This window comes from Clostridium disporicum (assembly GCF_001405015.1).
Classification (GTDB): Bacteria; Bacillota; Clostridia; order Clostridiales; family Clostridiaceae; genus Clostridium; species Clostridium disporicum_B.
Genome location: NZ_CYZX01000006.1, coordinates 24,774 through 41,277, shown reverse-complemented (window position 1 = coordinate 41,277; position 16,504 = coordinate 24,774). Strand labels below are relative to the sequence as shown.

General features: G+C 29.5%; 20 protein-coding genes. 6 read left to right on the top strand and 14 right to left on the bottom strand.

Annotated features, from left to right (window positions below; translation table 11 throughout):
* Nucleotides 1-10 precede the first annotated feature (10 nt).
* Nucleotides 11-1,744, bottom strand: a complete 1,734-nt coding sequence (locus tag ARA56_RS05180) for an ABC transporter ATP-binding protein (RefSeq protein WP_055264597.1) — start codon at nt 1,742-1,744, stop codon at nt 11-13.
* A 217-nt stretch (nt 1,745-1,961) separates the two neighbouring features.
* Entirely contained in the window at nt 1,962-2,408 is a 447-nt protein-coding gene (locus tag ARA56_RS05175; RefSeq protein ID WP_055264596.1) for a MarR family winged helix-turn-helix transcriptional regulator, read from the bottom strand.
* Nucleotides 2,409-2,643: 235 nt separating this feature from the next.
* On the opposite strand from ARA56_RS05175, the gene ARA56_RS05170 reads away from it, so the two are divergent.
* Nucleotides 2,644-2,898, top strand: coding sequence for a hypothetical protein (locus ARA56_RS05170; RefSeq protein WP_055264595.1), 255 nt, complete (start codon nt 2,644-2,646; stop codon nt 2,896-2,898).
* An 80-nt stretch (nt 2,899-2,978) separates the two neighbouring features.
* Here ARA56_RS05170 and ARA56_RS05165 read toward each other — a convergent pair whose 3' ends face one another.
* The gene (locus tag ARA56_RS05165; protein WP_055264594.1) at nt 2,979-3,533 is read right to left on the bottom strand and encodes a TetR/AcrR family transcriptional regulator; all 555 of its coding nucleotides are present in this window, start codon (nt 3,531-3,533) and stop codon (nt 2,979-2,981) included.
* Nucleotides 3,534-3,656: 123 nt separating this feature from the next.
* Here ARA56_RS05165 and ARA56_RS05160 point away from each other — a divergent pair, with 123 nt between their 5' ends.
* From ARA56_RS05160 to ARA56_RS05150, 3 genes are read left to right on the top strand one after another with little or no spacing between them, the layout of a single operon-like run.
* Complete coding sequence (locus ARA56_RS05160) at nt 3,657-3,848, top strand: hypothetical protein (RefSeq protein ID WP_055264593.1); 192 nt, start codon at nt 3,657-3,659, stop codon at nt 3,846-3,848.
* A 30-nt stretch (nt 3,849-3,878) separates the two neighbouring features.
* The gene (locus tag ARA56_RS05155; RefSeq protein WP_055264592.1) at nt 3,879-4,250 is read left to right on the top strand and encodes a hypothetical protein; all 372 of its coding nucleotides are present in this window, start codon (nt 3,879-3,881) and stop codon (nt 4,248-4,250) included.
* 29 nt (nt 4,251-4,279) lie between these two features.
* Nucleotides 4,280-5,272 carry a zinc-dependent alcohol dehydrogenase gene (locus ARA56_RS05150; RefSeq protein WP_242855879.1) on the top strand — a complete coding sequence of 331 codons (993 nt, stop codon included), beginning with the start codon at nt 4,280-4,282 and terminating at the stop codon, nt 5,270-5,272.
* A 206-nt stretch (nt 5,273-5,478) separates the two neighbouring features.
* Here ARA56_RS05150 and ARA56_RS05145 read toward each other — a convergent pair whose 3' ends face one another.
* A complete protein-coding gene (locus ARA56_RS05145; RefSeq protein ID WP_055264591.1) occupies nt 5,479-6,051 on the bottom strand; it encodes a helix-turn-helix domain-containing protein in 573 nt (190 codons plus the stop codon).
* 556 nt (nt 6,052-6,607) lie between these two features.
* On the opposite strand from ARA56_RS05145, the gene ARA56_RS05140 reads away from it, so the two are divergent.
* Nucleotides 6,608-6,880, top strand: coding sequence for a hypothetical protein (locus tag ARA56_RS05140; RefSeq protein WP_055264590.1), 273 nt, complete (start codon nt 6,608-6,610; stop codon nt 6,878-6,880).
* An 80-nt stretch (nt 6,881-6,960) separates the two neighbouring features.
* Complete coding sequence (locus ARA56_RS05135) at nt 6,961-7,233, top strand: hypothetical protein (RefSeq protein ID WP_055264589.1); 273 nt, start codon at nt 6,961-6,963, stop codon at nt 7,231-7,233.
* 148 nt (nt 7,234-7,381) lie between these two features.
* Here ARA56_RS05135 and ARA56_RS05130 read toward each other — a convergent pair whose 3' ends face one another.
* From ARA56_RS05130 to ARA56_RS05085, 10 genes are all read right to left on the bottom strand, one after another.
* Nucleotides 7,382-8,119: a class I SAM-dependent methyltransferase gene (locus ARA56_RS05130; RefSeq protein ID WP_055264588.1), complete on the bottom strand. Its 738-nt coding sequence runs from the start codon at nt 8,117-8,119 to the stop codon at nt 7,382-7,384.
* A 42-nt stretch (nt 8,120-8,161) separates the two neighbouring features.
* Nucleotides 8,162-8,914: an ABC transporter ATP-binding protein gene (locus ARA56_RS05125; protein WP_055264587.1), complete on the bottom strand. Its 753-nt coding sequence runs from the start codon at nt 8,912-8,914 to the stop codon at nt 8,162-8,164.
* A 16-nt stretch (nt 8,915-8,930) separates the two neighbouring features.
* Nucleotides 8,931-9,722: an ABC transporter ATP-binding protein gene (locus ARA56_RS05120; protein ID WP_055264586.1), complete on the bottom strand. Its 792-nt coding sequence runs from the start codon at nt 9,720-9,722 to the stop codon at nt 8,931-8,933.
* A 12-nt stretch (nt 9,723-9,734) separates the two neighbouring features.
* Entirely contained in the window at nt 9,735-11,327 is a 1,593-nt protein-coding gene (locus ARA56_RS05115) for an ABC transporter substrate-binding protein (RefSeq protein ID WP_341380073.1), read from the bottom strand.
* A gap of 19 nt (nt 11,328-11,346) precedes the next feature.
* A complete protein-coding gene (gene nikC / locus ARA56_RS05110) occupies nt 11,347-12,159 on the bottom strand; it encodes a nickel transporter permease (RefSeq protein ID WP_084758964.1) in 813 nt (270 codons plus the stop codon).
* A gap of 12 nt (nt 12,160-12,171) precedes the next feature.
* Nucleotides 12,172-13,116, bottom strand: coding sequence for a nickel ABC transporter permease (nikB, locus tag ARA56_RS05105; RefSeq protein ID WP_055264584.1), 945 nt, complete (start codon nt 13,114-13,116; stop codon nt 12,172-12,174).
* A 69-nt stretch (nt 13,117-13,185) separates the two neighbouring features.
* A complete protein-coding gene (locus tag ARA56_RS05100; RefSeq protein WP_055264583.1) occupies nt 13,186-13,953 on the bottom strand; it encodes a class I SAM-dependent methyltransferase in 768 nt (255 codons plus the stop codon).
* 256 nt (nt 13,954-14,209) lie between these two features.
* A complete protein-coding gene (locus ARA56_RS05095; protein ID WP_055264582.1) occupies nt 14,210-14,647 on the bottom strand; it encodes a GNAT family N-acetyltransferase in 438 nt (145 codons plus the stop codon).
* Between the two features lie 157 nt (nt 14,648-14,804).
* Nucleotides 14,805-15,476, bottom strand: coding sequence for a biosynthetic peptidoglycan transglycosylase (locus ARA56_RS05090; RefSeq protein ID WP_055264581.1), 672 nt, complete (start codon nt 15,474-15,476; stop codon nt 14,805-14,807).
* A gap of 137 nt (nt 15,477-15,613) precedes the next feature.
* Complete coding sequence (locus ARA56_RS05085; protein ID WP_055264580.1) at nt 15,614-16,453, bottom strand: serine hydrolase; 840 nt, start codon at nt 16,451-16,453, stop codon at nt 15,614-15,616.
* Nucleotides 16,454-16,504: the final 51 nt, after the last annotated feature.

Below are 16,504 nucleotides of genomic sequence, written 5' to 3'. Positions count from 1 at the left end.
CATTTTTTCCTTACTCACGTAAACCCACCCCTTCCTGTTGGGATTTGTATACATCTTTATAAATTTCACTACTTTCCATTAACTCATCATGAGTTCCGATAGCACTTATCTTACCATCATCTAAAACTATAATCTTATCTGCTTCACATACAGATACAACTCTTTGAGCAATTATAATCTTTGTAGTATCCTTTAAATCTTCAGCAAATGCTTTTCTAATCTTAGCATCTGTTGCTGTATCTACTGCACTTGTACTATCATCTAATATAATAACCTTAGGATTTTTAAGAAGTGCTCTAGCAATACAAAGTCTTTGCTTTTGTCCACCAGATACGTTAACTCCACCTTGTTCGATATGCATATCATATCTTCCTGGTAATCTATCTATAAACTCACTTACACAAGATGCTGTAGCTGCTGCTTCAATTTCAGCTTCTGTAGCTTCTGCATTACCCCATCTTAAGTTTTCATTTATACTTCCAGAGAATAAAGTGTTCTTTTGAAGAACCATAGCAACTTCATTTCTTAAAGTTTCTATGTCATAATCCTTAACATTAACTCCACCTAAATAAACTTCACCTTCTGTAACATCATAAAGTCTTGGTATAAGTTGAACTAAGCTTGTCTTACCTGAACCTGTAGAACCAATGATACCAACAGTTTCACCTGACTTAATAGTGATGTTTATATTATCTAAGTTGTTTTCTTCACTATCATCTTCATACTTGAAGTTTACATTTCTAAATTCGATATCTCCATTTTTAACTTCCATTACTGGATTTTCTGGATTCTTAATATCTGATTCTTCTTCTAAAACTTCTATTATACGCTCTGCTGATGCAACTGATCTAGAAATCATCATAAGAACCATTGCAATCATCATAAGAGACATTAATATTTGGAATGAATATGTCATAAAGCTTGTAAGCTTACCTACTGTTAATGTACCTGCATTAACCATATGACCACCAAACCAAAGTATACCTATAATACTAGCAAATACAACACCTTGCATTATTGGCATATTTAAAACTACAAGTCCAAATGCTCCTTCAGCTGACTTAACTAAATCATCATTAGCAGTCTTAAACTTTTCTTTTTCCTTCTTAGCTCTAACAAATGATTTAACAACTCTGATACCAATTAAGTTTTCTTGAACTATAGTATTCATGTTATCAATCTTCTTTTGCATAGCTTCAAATCTTGGTCTAACTGCTTTTATAATAAGTCCGATTGAAATAACTAAAATCGGCATAGATACTAAGAATATCATTGCAAGCTGTGGACTTATTGTAACTGATAATATACAAGCACATATAAGCATCATAGGTGCTCTTACAAGTAACTTAATTCCCATTGTAACTGAGTTTTGTATAGTAGTTACATCAGTTGTTAAACGAGTAATAAGTGATGCTGTACTAAACTTTTCAATATTCTTAAATGAATATCCTTGAATCTTTACATACTCAGCTTCTCTTAACTCAGCTCCGAAGCCTTGTCCAGCTTCTGCTGCAAACTTAGATAATCCAAGCCCGAATGATAGTGATATTAATGCCATCCCTACCATAAGTAATCCCATCTTAATCGTGTACCAGCTATTACCAGTAGTTATACCGATATCAACTATATTTGCCATTACTAATGGGATTAATAATTCAAATATAGCTTCTAATGCTGCACACATTACCCCTAAAATTAAAGGAGTTTTGTACTTCTTCATATACGGAAGTAATTTCTTAACCATCTAATTCACCTCTTTTTAACTAATTTTGAACTTCACTTTTAAATATATTTGCTGATTATAATAATGCTACTTTTAAACTTTTTCTATTTCTCACTAAATTTCTCTAACAGTGAAGCCCTTTTATAGTAAGTTCTATATATTCATATAAAACCTTTATAACAATAAATTAACACTAAAATTTCTTATATAGCAAGCTATATATAAGCTTATAAAAGAACTATTCATCCATATTATCAATAACTTTATTTAATAAGGTTCTTAAAGTATTCAATTCCTCTTCAGTCATATCCTTAGTTAATTTCTTTTCAATATAATTAACTCCAAAATCCATACATTCATGAATTACATCCAGACCTTTATCAGTTAATGTAAGACACTTATATCTAGCATCCTCAGAACTTGGAATCCTCTTTATCATTTCCTTCTCTTCCAATCTCTTAAGTATACCTGTAACTGTGGGATTACTTAAATCTAGTTCTCTCTCAATATCTTTTTGAAAAACATCCTTTGAATGTTCCTGCATCCTAAATATACTCCACATCACTTTTTCTTGAGTTGCAGTTAAATTAAATCTAATCAAATTTTTATTAATAGCCTTTTTGATCCTATTATCAACTAATTTAATAAGAAGACCTATGTCATTTCTTCTCTTGCACTTCTTCATAGTACCCTCCCTAAATACATAGCATACTATGTATATTATAATCTCTATATTATTAAAGTCAATTAGTAATGTTACAACTAAAATGTTAACTATTTTTGAACACTTCCAAACTAAGCCAATGATAACATTTACTAGTGGATAATTTTTTTATTTTTTATCGAAAAATGTAACAAGAAAATCAACGATATAAAAAATCGAATTAATAAAAATTTTTAAACTTTAGGAGGAATTTAAAATGAGAAACAATAAGATAGAAAAAATTTACGAAGTAATTAAGGAAAATGGAAGAACATTAAATCTAGATGAAATCAAATCTATGACAGAAGTTGGAAACGGATATAACTACTCAAACAATAATACTACTTGTGCAGTAGCTGTTCCTTCACACAAAAGTCAAAAAATATATGATGTAGTAACAAATATATCAGGTAAAATTAACCTTCACACAATAAAAGCTATGACTGGTGCAGGTAATGGATATAGACAATAGGATAATTAGCACAATTTATTTGAATGCTAGAAATGGAACGTCAATATTGACGTTCCATTTTTTCTTTGTTCTTATTATTTTTATGAGCTTAACGTACTCGGTATACACTTTCTTATAATTTTTGCTAATTTAGCTTCATCTTCTTTACAGTATGTATCTACCCAATGCTTTAATGTCATTGTAAATCCTGCTTGAAAGTAAATTAAATAATACATAATTTCTTCATCAGATGTTATTCCATTTTGAATACAAATATTTTTTATAACTTCCCATAATCGCTCAAAGCCTTGTTTTAGAGGGAAATCTTTTCTTGTTTGTAGATTGATTTTATAAAAATATTTATGCTTTTTGATATGTCTTAGAAATGGAATAAAAGACTCTTCAGAGAAAACTTGCAATTCACTATATGCTGAATATTGATTTAATAACTCTTTACTAAGCTCCTTTTCCATTTTATCAATCATATCATATATATCTATAAAATGAGCATAAAACGTAGAACGATTTACCTCAGCCTTCTCACATATCTTTTTTACTGTAATTTTTTCAAACTCTGTATTTTTCATAATCTCTAACATAGCAGCTTCCATACGAATCTCTGTGTCATGAAATCTTTTATTATTTTTTGTATTCATAAAACCTCCAATTTTCATTATTCCAACACAAATTGGAATATTGATGGCTGTTACAGTATTTGGTAGTCATTATACTATAAAGTGAAAAAACAAATAAGTGTTGGAATAAAGGGAGGTGTAGATATGTCAAAGCTTACAAATGTGAATAAAAAAATTGAAAATACTGTTGTAACGAAGTACAAGAAAATTGAAAATGCCGTTGTTTCTAAATATCAAAAAATTGAAGATAAGTTTATTGATACTTTCTTGGCAGAAGATGGTGAAACTACATCACAGGCAAAAGATAGAATTAAAGAAAATATAAAAAATATATAAAAATCAAATTTAGAGTAGGAGGATAAATTTATGAAAAAAGAAAATTTTGTTTCACTTATTATAGGTACAGTTGGTTTAGTTCTATTTGCATTAGGAATGTGCATGGCAATGATTACTGAATGGAATACTTTTAATCAAGATATTGTAGTAGGTACAATTGGATTTATTATATTGATTATTATGCTTATTGTTCGTAGAAAAATGGAGGGAAAGCCTGCAATCGAATTAAATAAAAAAGCTATTGGAATAGTGCTATTAGGAATTGTGGGGGCATTGCTATTAGGTGTTGGAATGTGCATGACTATGGTTTGGCAGGGGCTCATGGTTCAGGGAATAATCGTTGGGCTTATAGGAATTATTATACTACTTTGTTTAATCCCAATATGTAAAGGAATAAAGTAATGGAAAATAATATGAAAGCAGCAATTTATATGGGCAAAGGCAATATAGAAATTCAAGATTTACCTTTGGAGAAACCTGGTGATTATGATGTATTAATACAAAATATTTACTCTAGCATTTGTGGTACAGATGTTGCAGTCTATAATCACGGACCAAACACAGGACATCGTATTACAGTTGGAGAAGAATTTGGGCATGAAACTATCTCTCGTATTGTAGCTATTGGAGAAAAAGTTTCTGACTTTAAAGTTGGTGAGCGTGTTTATCCATATCCTAGATATGCTAAAGGTAATACAAAACGTGCAGGTACTATCGGTGGTTTTTCAGAATATATCCTGATTCCTAATGCCAAAAGAAATATTTCTTTATATCCAGTAGATGATACTATTTCTGATAAAATAGCTTGTTTAATTGAGCCATTTACTGTTGGTTGTAGAGCAGCAAGACGAGGTCAGCTAAAACAAGGTCAAAAAGCTGTAGTTTTTGGTTGTGGAACAATAGGACTATCAGCTGCAATAGCCCTTAAATATTTTGGCATTGATAAGGTTATGGTTTGTGATGTATCTGATTTTAGGTTGAAAATTGCTAAGAATATGGGCTTTTACACATGTAATACCCAAAATGAAAATTTTAATGAAACGGCTAAAAAATATTTTGGTGAAGCAAGCTCTCTTAATGGAACTGTAGCTGATATCGACTGTTTTATTGATGCAGCGGGATCAGAAGATATCCTAAATCTTTTTATGGAATATGGAAAAATTGAAAGTAAATTTGTATCAGTAGCTGTTAATAACGCTTTACAAAGCATTGATTTATTGCATTTAACATTTTCACAAAAAAGTATTATCGGTTCTGGCGGATATATGCCTGAAGATGTAAAAGATGTTATGCAGATAATGAAAAGTGGTCAATGGAATATTGAATCAATGATTACCCATGAATTTTCATTAGATAAAATAGAACAAGCAATCCAAACTGCCGGCGACACTAAAAACTCTTTAAATGTAGTTATTAAGTTTTAATTGTATTAATTTAATAATGCAACAAATTCTAATAAATTTTTAAACACAATATTAGATTACAATTCACTCCATATTTAAATAAAACACTATGTTCAAGAATAATGTTGAAAATAAAGTATTTAAAAAGGGCCGATAATTGTTGGTCCTTTTAGTTCATTATTTATTAAATCCACTATACAAATTGGAATTCATACACTACTATTCCTTTAAAATTTGTATGGTGCTTTTTTATATTCAATATCTCCAATAACAAATTTCTTTGGATTCACCCTATTACTTAACTGCCTTGTCTCAATAAATTCTTTTGATACAGATACAAAATATTGCTGATTTTCTTTTTCAATTAAATAATACTCATTTCTGTCTTTAAGCTGATACGCTATATTAAAAATTCCAGGTTGAGTAATAAAGTCCAAGACGTTCTCAATAGGAGTTAACTTCTTTTTACGCATAAGTGGATAAATAAAGTCTGCGTCATTAAATTTCTTTAATACCACTGCATCTTGTTTACATCTACAGCGTCCACTTTTTACAAAGTCATCTAAATTGATTGACTCTTTTATTACTAGCTTATCTATATTACTATCATTATCTAGCAAATAATCAATACTTATATTAAGTAAGGTTGCTATTGCTTTTAGATTTCCTATATCGGGCATACCCTTATCAGATTCCCACTTACTAACTGCTTGTCTAGATACAGATAATTTTTCTGCTAATTGTTCTTGGGACAATCCTCCCCTTTTTCTTGCTTCTTTTAATTTTTCTCCTAAGGTCATAATTCTTACCTCCATATTCTAATTTCTACATAAACTTATTGTAGTAATTTCACAGTAGCCTATGGATCTCAAAAGTACAAGAAACTGTTGTTTTCCTTAATGCAACGTATCGTAGCAAAAGCTTTATATTATAAAAATTGTATAACATAAATCTTTCACCTTATAATTTCCACTTTCTTAATATATCTACAAATTCCTATTTATATACATGCTATCAAATAGCAGCAAACAACAAACACATTTACTACTAATTAAAAAAATTTTTATATTTTTTATAAATAGTCCCTAAAACAAAATTAACCTTTGTATTTAATAATGACAAAGCAATTAAGAGTAAAGTTCAAGTAACCAAATATAAAATTTGAACTTTATGGGAAACTCACTACTCATATACATTCGTAGGAGTAGGTTCAAGTAACCAAATATAAAATTTGGACTTTCACCTAAAAAGGTCCCTAAATAAAATTTGAATCTTGTATTTAATAATGTAACAAGGAAATCAACGATATAAAAAATCGAATTAATAGAAATTTTTAAACTTTAGGAGGAATTTAAAATGAGAAACAATAAGATAGAAAAAATTTATGAAGTGATTAAGACAAACGGAAGAGCATTAAACCTACATGAAATCAAAGCTATGACTGGTGCTGGAAATGGATATGCAGCTCAAAATACAATAAAATCATCAGATATTAATAATAGTTATATTACAGAGAGCTGTAACCACAAAAGCAAAAAGATTAATGAACTATTAAATACTGCTGGTATGAAACTTAATCTTCATCAAATAAAAGCTATGACTGGAGCTGGAAATGGATATATACAATAGGATAGTTAATATAATAAAGAAATCAACGATATAAAAATCGAATTAATAAAAATATTTTTAAACTTTAGGAGGAATTTAAAATGAGAAACAATAAGATAGAAAAAATTTATGAAGTGATTAAGGCAAACGGAAGAGCATTAAACCTACATGAAATCAAATCTATGACTGGGGTTGGAAACGGATATGCAGCTCAAAATACAATAAAATCATCAGATATTAATAATACTTGTATTACAAATAGCTATAATCACAAAAGTAAAAAAATTAATGAACTATTAAATACTGCTGGTATGAAACTTAATCTTCATCAAATAAAAGCTATGACTGGAGCTGGAAATGGGTACATACAATAATAGAAAATGAAAGTACTCTAAGTTAGTAATTTAATAAAGTATATAGTGAAAATTTAAAAAAGCTATAAATACTAAAATGGCTATTGCAATACTGCAATAGCCATAGTAACTTTTCCAAACATCATTTGATTTTTAACTATTAAACATTTTATTTTTGTACTTCACATACAATTTTAAAACTTTTAATTAATTTTATATCTTCATTTTGCTTATTTTTATATGATACCTCATTTATCTCTATATCAATAATTCTAGCACCTAAAGATTCTAATACTTCTTTATCCCACTGTGGTCGTATTTCTCTACTTAATGGTAAATTGTAAGCTATTTTATCAATTGCCTCTGTACTTACTCCCATCATATTTTTATGATCATTTACATGAGTAACACTTTCTCTTTCTTCCATATATCTTTCATCAAACATATAGCAATAATGATTTCCATCAAAAATTATAATTTTCCCACCTGGTTTTAATATTCTAATCCATTCTTTATATGCTTTTTCTGGATTTTCTAAATTCCAAATAAGGTTTCTACTTACTAATAAATCAAAAGTGTTGTCTTCGATATGAGGATTTTGTGCATCACCTTTAATCGTATGTATTTTAACGCCTACTTGCTTTGAGTTTTCCTCTGCCTCTAATAACATATTTTCAGTACAATCAAAGCCATATGATTCACAACCTAGATTTGCTAATAATATTGCTAAAAATCCTGGTCCACATCCCATATCTATGGCTTTACACTTTTCATCTTTATTTATGTACTTTTTTAAAACTTCTTCGTATTCTTCCTTTTCATCACTATTTAAACTTTCTCTATTACTTATTGAATAACCCTCTGCCCTTTTATTCCAATAAGATTTTATATCCTCTAAATAACTCATTTTTTCCTCCGTTTAATTCCCTACTATATTATAATATCAAATCTAAATAACAGAACTAATAAGCTTTTTCGTAAAAACTTCCTTAGGATTAAGAATTATCTCATTTGCAGTACCTTCTTCAATAATTTTTCCTTCATCCATAACCAATATGTAATCACAAAATTGTTGTACTAATGCTATATCATGACAAATAAAAAGTATTGCCATATCTCTATTTTTTTGTATATTCTTTAATAGCTTTATTATGTTAAGTTGAACTGTTACATCTAATGCACTTGTTGCTTCATCACAAATAAGTAATTCTGGATCACTTGCTAACGCCCTTGCTATTGCAGCTCTTTGACATTGTCCTCCACTTACTTCCTTAGGATATCTATCAGCTAATTCATATTGTAATAAGCACTCATCAAAGAGATTTTTTAACTTTTCTTCTTTTTCTACAGAAGTTAAGGTTTTACTCATGGCTTCTTTAATAGATTTTCCTAATTTAATTCTTGGATTAAAAGATTCTGTAGGCATTTGAAATACCATTTGAATCTTTCCTTGTACTTCTTTAAGTCTAACCTTACTATTTTTACTTAATATATTTCCACTTAAACTAATTTCACCTTCATCACAATCAAGTAGCCCTGATATAATTCTGGCTGTTGTACTTTTCCCACATCCACTTTCTCCAACAATTCCAACACATTGCCCCTTATTAACTGTAAAACTAACTTCATTAATTACAGTATTACTTTTGCCACCTTTTGAAAATGTCTTTTTTATAGATGAAACTCTTAGTACTTCTTGCACTACATATCACCTCACTTTAAACTACTTCATTTCTTAATTTAGGCATTGCATTAATTAACTCTTTAGTATATCTTTTTGTTGGATGATTAAATATCTTCTCTGTTGAATCATACTCTATGCATTCTCCATTCTTCATTACTAAAGCATTATCTGAAATCAAAGAAATTACTCCCATATTATGACTTACAATAATTATAGTAGTTCCAAACTTATTTCTTAAATTCATAAGCTCATCAATAACCTTACGCTGAACTGTCACATCTAATGCACTAGTAGGTTCATCTGCTAATAATATTTTAGGATTAGATGCCATCGCCATCATAATTCCAGCTCTTTGATTCATACCGCCTGATAATTCAAAAGGATAGCTATTAAGAAATTTTTTAGGATCTTTAATATTAAGTTCTCTTAATATTTCCTCTCCCCTAATTAATGCTTCTTTTTTCGTAATTTTCATATGAGCTCTCATTGAGTCATACAATTGATTTCCTATTGTTCTAATTGGACAAAAAGAAGACTTACAGTCTTGAAATATCATTCCTATAGCTTGTCCTCTAATTGCCATTAACTCTTTTTTATTTAAATTAGTAATATCTTTTCCTTCATATATTATGCTTCCCTCTACAATACGGCCTCCATCGCCTAAAATACCAATTATAGATTTTATAAGAGTACTTTTTCCACTTCCCGACTCTCCTACTATTCCAAGTATTTCTCCTTCATATACAGACATAGAAATATTATTAACTACAAGTTTATCATCATATTTTATAGATATATTTTTAAGTTGTAGTAAAGGCTTTTTCATATATCCTCCTATCTATTCTACTGAAAGTTCAGCTGTAATCTCATAATAATCTGAAGGATGAGCTTCAAAGCCTGAAATATTTGACTTCATTACAAAGGACATTTTTAAATGAGAAGCAAAAATAAATGAAGCATCATCTAAAATAATTTGTTGCATTCTTGTTGCTAATTTTCCTCTTTCTTCAATATCAAATGTATTACTCATTTCAGCATATAAATTTTCTAATTCTTCATTATAATATTTTCCTCTATTTTTAGTGGAATCTTTTAATGCATGTGTTGTAAAGAAATATGCTGGGTCTCCTGTAGGTGCTGTTACAAATGCACTAGCATAAATATCCCAGTCTCCACTTTTTAAAACATCTGAATGATTTGCTGTAGAGTTAACTTTCACATCAATTCCTATTTCTTTTAATGTTGACTGAACAGACTCTGCAAGAAGAGGTAACTCTTGTCTACCTGGATATGTTAACCATCTTATGGTTAAATTTTCTCCATTTTTATCTACATATCCATCACCATTTGTATCTTCCCAGCCTGATTTCTTTAATAATTCCTTTGCTGTATCAAGATTATATTCAGATGCCGTTACAGTCTTATCACCAAATGCAAAGTTTTCTGGAAATGGTCCTACTGCTGGAGTTCCATTGCCATTTAACAATACACTTGTAAAACCTTCTTTATCTATGGCAGATGCTATTGCCTTTCTAACATTTATATCTTGTAAGTTTTCATTATCATAATTCATAGCTGCAAAAAATGTACGAGATGTATCTGTAGAGCTTATCTTAAAATCATCATTATTTTCGAATAATTGTAAACTTGCATATGGAAGCCCTTGCGTTGCATCTATTTCTCCACTTTGAAGTGCCATAGTAAGAGTGTCTCCATCTGTAATTCTCTTAACTATTACACGGTCAGTCTTCACTTCTCCATTCCAATAATTATCATTTTTAACTAACTCTATTTCTGAATCTGATATTTTTTCAGCTATAAATGGTCCTGTTCCTGCTACGTTTCTATCTTCAGTAACACCATACTCCATATCAATTATTGCTCCATATGGGTCACTTAAATAATTTAATAAATCTACAACCTTCTTATTACAAGTTATTGTTATACTTTGTCCATCTGCTTCTATCTTATTTATATCTAAATCACCAGGAGCTCTATCATGGACATTAATAAGGTCTTCTAAGCACTCTTTAACAGCTTCCCCATCCATTTTTCTTCCACTACTGAAATAAACATCATCCCGTAAAGAAATTTTCATAGTATTATCATCAATTTGTTCATAACCAGTTGCTAACCATGGTTCTAACTCCATATTCTCATTAAACTTAAATAAAGTTTCCCCAACGCCATAACGCACTGCTGACCACCCTGAATAATTATCATGTGGATTTAAGCCTGCATTACCCATCTCTGGACCATATGCTGTTGTTCCATAAGTAAATACTTTTTCATTTGAACTTGTTATAGTATTATTTCCTTCTACTTTATCACTAGCATCTTTTTCCGTACTGCTTCCACATCCAGTTAATATTGATGTAAATATACATCCTACCATTAATAAACTTATTAACTTATTTTTTCTCCTGTTCACTTTCCCTACTCCTCATGAATTATTTAGTATCAAAATAATCTCTAATTGTATCTCCTAATAAATTAAAACACATTATAGTTATAAAAATAGCTATTCCAGGTGCTAAAATCATCCATGGTGAAGTTTGAATCATACTTCTTCCATCATTCATCATACTTCCCCATTCTGCTGCTGGAGCTATAGCTCCTAACCCTAAAAAAGAAAGCCCTGCAAGCTCCATCATCATTGTTCCTATATCTACCGCCGACATTACAATTATTGTCCCTATAGCATTAGGTAATATATGCTTAATTATTATTTTGCCATTACTCAATCCATTAAGCCTTGCTGCATCAACAAATGGCTGGTTTTTTAGAGTCATTGCCTGAGTTCTAGCTATTCTTGCATACTTTGGCCAACTAATTACAGCTAATGCAATTACAGCATTTTGCATTCCTCCGCCTAAAACAGCTGCTACTGCAATAGCAAATACCATACCTGGAAACGCTAAAAACATATCTGCTATTCTCATAAGTATAATGTCTCTAGCTCCTCCATATACACCACAATATAATCCAACTACTGTTCCTACTATCGTAATTATTAATATCAATGCTAGAGTAGAAAAAATACTACTTCTTCCACCTACTAATACTCTTGAAAATACATCTCTTCCATATCTATCTGTACCAAAAACATGTGCTAAAGACGGTGCTTTAAGTGCTTCACTTAAATTTTGAGCATAAGGATCATATGGAGCAATGTGTTCTGACATTAATGCTATTAAACATATAATCGCACATATACTAGCAAAGATAATTAATTTTATCTTTGTTTTTTTCTTTTTACTCATAACCATTACTCCCTATTCCTTTCCTAATCTTATACGCGGATCTAAATAATGATGTACTATATCAGATATAAGATTTATAGCTACATATATAAATGCCATCCAAATTACATATGCCTGTATCATAGGGTAATCATACATATTAATTGAATCAACTGCTAATTTTCCTACTCCGTCCCACATAAAAATAGTTTCAACTATAGCTGTTCCACCAAGTAGAGATGCAATTGATAGCGTTAATAGTGTAATAATAGTCATTAATGAACATCTAAGTACACTTTTAAGTAAAACACTTTTTACTCCTATTCCCCTCGCATAAGCAGCTTTAACATAATCTTTATTTAATTCCTCTAATACTACAGCTCTTACTTGTCTAATATATTTACATATCATTGCCACAGAAAGTGTAAGTGTTGGCATAATTAAGCTCTTCAAATTAGTACCACTTGATGAACCTATAATAGGTAACCACTTTAATTTTACAGAAAATAAAAGAATTAATAGTAATGCTAAAAAGAATCCCGGCAGTGAATTACCTATAAAACTTAAAAATCTTATAATATAATCAATAAACCTATTTTGAAAAACAGCTGCAATAATACCTAAAGGAATTGCTATTAAAATAGTTAATAGTATAGATGAAGCCATTAAAAGAAATGTATTTGGCAACTTTGATATTATTGTGCTAAATACTGACTTTCCAGAAACATAAGATTCACCCATGTCCCCTTTAAATATTCCTAGCATCCAATTTCCATACTGAACTAAAAAAGGTTTGTCCAATCCCAACTCACTTCTCATATCATCTTCTACCTGCTGCGAAACTACTCCCCCAGTATTCTCTAGTAGTTTATCTACTGTATCTACATTTGTAGTATTCATCATTGCAAAGGTAATGAATGTTATTCCAAATAAAATCGGTATAAGCTGAAGAAACCTTTTGCATATGTACTTTATCACAAGCTTTCTCCCTTCTTAGTTTTATTTATCTTTAAAGAAAATAATATAATTTAATAATAACTAAATTAATTACTTAATAGTTTTAACTAAAAACATTGGAGTAGATGCATAATTAGCTTTTTCCTCTTCAGACCATAAGCTTTTCCAAATATCTAAATCTACATTAACCGATGTTACTCCAAGCTTATTTAAGGTTAAAATATCCCATTGTGGACGTATTATTCTACTTAACGGAACCTTTTTAGCTATTTCCTCCATAGACTCGATATCAGTACAAGTATAATGATCTTCTAAATTGCTATTAGCAACTCTATTTCTATCTTCCTCATATTCTTTTCTCTTCTCATCATCAAATAAATGATGATACCAATTAGCATCAAAATTTAATAGAATTCCATTCTTCTTCAATACTCGTATCCATTCTTTATATGCCATATCAGGCTTTTCTAAATTCCATGTTAAATTTCTAGAAATTACAACATCAAAACTTTCATCATCAAACTTTAGGTTTTGCGCATCCATCTTTATAAAAGTTATTTTATCTGCAATATCTCCACAATTCTCTTTTGCTTTTTCAATCATTTTGCTAGTATAATCAACTGCAGTAACTTTATATCCTGCCCTTGCCAAAATTATTGAAAAAAAGCCAGGTCCACACCCAATATCTAAAACTTTTATATTCTCTTTAGGCTTATTAGATAGCTCATTTAAATTTTTCTCAATTTCATCTAGCCATTTATCCTTTTGTACTGTAGCTAACTCGCCTTTATTAACACTAGAATATCCATCAGCTCTATTTGTCCAGTATTTTTCTATATCGTTTAATAAATTTGACATTTTCCACCTCTTAAAACATTATTCTTCAATAAAGTATATCAACAGAAGTTTTGCTTAACAATCCTCCCCCTGGGGTTATTATTTTTTCAAATTCGAAATTTTGAATAATATAATGGCTTTGTTTTAATAGACTGTATAAATTTGATTAACCTCCATAAATTAAGGAATATCTATGCTGCTGATATGTTATGATAACTAAAAAGTTGTACACGAAAACATCTATTTATTTTCATGTACAACCTTTTTTAGTAATATTCTAAAGTTTTTTTCTCATAAGAACCCAATCATTGCAAGACGTATACCCTCTTCTGTTATAAAATCCTTCTGTTGTTTCCTCTTTAGATGTTAACAGCCAAACTTCTGATACTCCTCTAGATTTTAGACGTTCTTGAAATTCATTTAAAATAAAGGTTCCTACACCTTTCCCCCTAACGGTATTACTAGTACAAAATTCTTTTATATAAAATTCTAAACCTCTGAAAGAATATTCTTCATTTCCAAGTATCATACCTACAGGAGAATCTCCTTCATAAGCAATAAGGCCAAAAAAGCCTTCACAATTAATCATTTGTTTTAATCTTTTATTTGATATTTCCTTTGTCCATGGTTCATTCCATGGCTCAGAACTAAATGTTTCTGTATAAATATTAGAAATGATATCTATATCAGACAATGTAATTTCTTTGAATTTCATTAAAATCTCCTTTTTCTTTACTCATAATAAATTAACATTTTATCATTATATTCTTTTGCAATATTTTTTACAATTTAAAAATAAGTTAGGCATATTTTTTGTATACCTAACTTATTTATTGTGTTTTGCTCAGTTAAGATTTTCCTAACTTTAACTATTATTTATTTTTTAATTTTTTAAACTTTTCAAGTGCTTCTATTACTTCTTCTTGTCTTTCTTTAGCAAGCTCATAGTTTTCCCCTAAAGAATATGCACTTGGTGCTTGAGGAAGACCTGCAAGTAATGTACTTTGGTCATAATCTAAATCTATAGGTTCTACCCCAAAATAGTTATTACTAGCTTCCTTTATTCCATAATTATTATCTCCGTAATAAATTATATTTACATAAAGCTCTAATATGTCATCTTTACTATAATTTTTCTCTAAATCGAATGCTACAAACATCTCAGCTATCTTTTTTATAAAATTCTGATCATTATCAAAGTATAGGTTCTTTGCAACCTGCTGAGTTATGGTACTTCCACCTTGAAGCACTTCTTTTTCCCTAAGATTTACTAAAATAGCTCTTAATAATGACTTAAGCTCAATAGCTCCATGATCATAAAATCTCATATCCTCTATTGCTACTATAGCATCTCTAAATGTTTCACTAATATCATCAATCTCAACATAAGTATCAGAGCTTCTTATCTCATTAATCTTGTCACTTAAACTAATAGTATCTATGGCTTCCTTATACTTGGTATGTCCTGAAGCTGCAATCATAGCAACGGATATAATAGCTATCGACAATATTAGTCCAATTAGTCCAATAAAAAACTTCTTCATATAATCCCCCCAATTAATCAATATAATTTCACATATATTTTATCATATTTCTAATAATATGTGAAAATATAACAATTATTTTATATTAAAGTTATTACTAATACTTTAATATATTGTATATTAAGAAGCTCATTATTTTAATTGCATTGATATATTTTAATAGATATTTCAGCTATAAGTTCACAGGATTTTTCTCCATCATCAATTAACCTTCTTTCATCTTCTATTGCTCCATCTTCAAGAACTTCTGATAATGCTCCTATATCCTTAGTTAGAACCACCAATATATATGGATTTTCGTCATATATAATACCTGCATCATGATAATATCGATAATAGTTCCCAAATTTATGGGCTACTTTATCATTTTCAATATACTTGTCTAATCTATCATGACAGCATGTCTTTTTTAGCAAGTCTAATATTAAAGAATATTTCTCATCTGAATAAAGCTTCCGATAAATTTCAACCTGCTCTTTTGCTGTTGTAATATTTCCCACTGTTATATCTTCACCACTTAATTTTGATATATAATAATTTAAATCATAGCCACATATCCTGTTCAACATATTATTGGCAATATTATCTGAGTAAAGTAGTGATAATTCTAAAGCTTCTTTTACAGTCACACTTCCTATGTTTTCTTTTAATTTAAGTATTCCTGTGCCTTCTTCATAATCCTCTTCACTATATTCTATTATTGTATCCAAAGATAACTCACCATTACTTACTTTATCTAACACCTCCATTGCCTGAGGAACCTTACTTAAACTAGCTGCTCTAAATACCTTGTCTTCATTTAAATAATATTCTTTTTTTCCATCTAATCTATAATAATATACAGCTACATTTTCACTATAATTATCTATACACTCCTCTACTGCTCTCTTAATATCAGGACTACTCTCTACCTGTCCCCTGTTCATAAATAATGACATAGAAAAAAATAATGGAAATAATAATGCATTATATAACATACTAAACACTCACCTTTTGCTATATCTATCATTATAATTCCCATTAATACT

What these genes read in the sequence shown, in the direction of transcription:
- ARA56_RS05180 (WP_055264597.1), bottom strand. Translation starts at nt 1,744, where the DNA reads ATGGTTAAGAAATTACTTCCGTATATGAAGAAGTACAAAACTCCTTTA.
- ARA56_RS05175 (WP_055264596.1), bottom strand. Translation starts at nt 2,408, where the DNA reads ATGAAGAAGTGCAAGAGAAGAAATGACATAGGTCTTCTTATTAAATTA.
- ARA56_RS05170 (WP_055264595.1), top strand. Translation starts at nt 2,644, where the DNA reads ATGAGAAACAATAAGATAGAAAAAATTTACGAAGTAATTAAGGAAAAT.
- ARA56_RS05165 (WP_055264594.1), bottom strand. Translation starts at nt 3,533, where the DNA reads ATGAATACAAAAAATAATAAAAGATTTCATGACACAGAGATTCGTATG.
- ARA56_RS05160 (WP_055264593.1), top strand. Translation starts at nt 3,657, where the DNA reads ATGTCAAAGCTTACAAATGTGAATAAAAAAATTGAAAATACTGTTGTA.
- ARA56_RS05155 (WP_055264592.1), top strand. Translation starts at nt 3,879, where the DNA reads ATGAAAAAAGAAAATTTTGTTTCACTTATTATAGGTACAGTTGGTTTA.
- ARA56_RS05150 (WP_242855879.1), top strand. Translation starts at nt 4,280, where the DNA reads ATGGGCAAAGGCAATATAGAAATTCAAGATTTACCTTTGGAGAAACCT.
- ARA56_RS05145 (WP_055264591.1), bottom strand. Translation starts at nt 6,051, where the DNA reads ATGACCTTAGGAGAAAAATTAAAAGAAGCAAGAAAAAGGGGAGGATTG.
- ARA56_RS05140 (WP_055264590.1), top strand. Translation starts at nt 6,608, where the DNA reads ATGAGAAACAATAAGATAGAAAAAATTTATGAAGTGATTAAGACAAAC.
- ARA56_RS05135 (WP_055264589.1), top strand. Translation starts at nt 6,961, where the DNA reads ATGAGAAACAATAAGATAGAAAAAATTTATGAAGTGATTAAGGCAAAC.
- ARA56_RS05130 (WP_055264588.1), bottom strand. Translation starts at nt 8,119, where the DNA reads ATGAGTTATTTAGAGGATATAAAATCTTATTGGAATAAAAGGGCAGAG.
- ARA56_RS05120 (WP_055264586.1), bottom strand. Translation starts at nt 9,722, where the DNA reads ATGAAAAAGCCTTTACTACAACTTAAAAATATATCTATAAAATATGAT.
- nikC (WP_084758964.1), bottom strand. Translation starts at nt 12,159, where the DNA reads ATGAGTAAAAAGAAAAAAACAAAGATAAAATTAATTATCTTTGCTAGT.
- ARA56_RS05100 (WP_055264583.1), bottom strand. Translation starts at nt 13,953, where the DNA reads ATGTCAAATTTATTAAACGATATAGAAAAATACTGGACAAATAGAGCT.
- ARA56_RS05095 (WP_055264582.1), bottom strand. Translation starts at nt 14,647, where the DNA reads ATGAAATTCAAAGAAATTACATTGTCTGATATAGATATCATTTCTAAT.
- ARA56_RS05090 (WP_055264581.1), bottom strand. Translation starts at nt 15,476, where the DNA reads ATGAAGAAGTTTTTTATTGGACTAATTGGACTAATATTGTCGATAGCT.
- ARA56_RS05085 (WP_055264580.1), bottom strand. Translation starts at nt 16,453, where the DNA reads ATGTTATATAATGCATTATTATTTCCATTATTTTTTTCTATGTCATTA.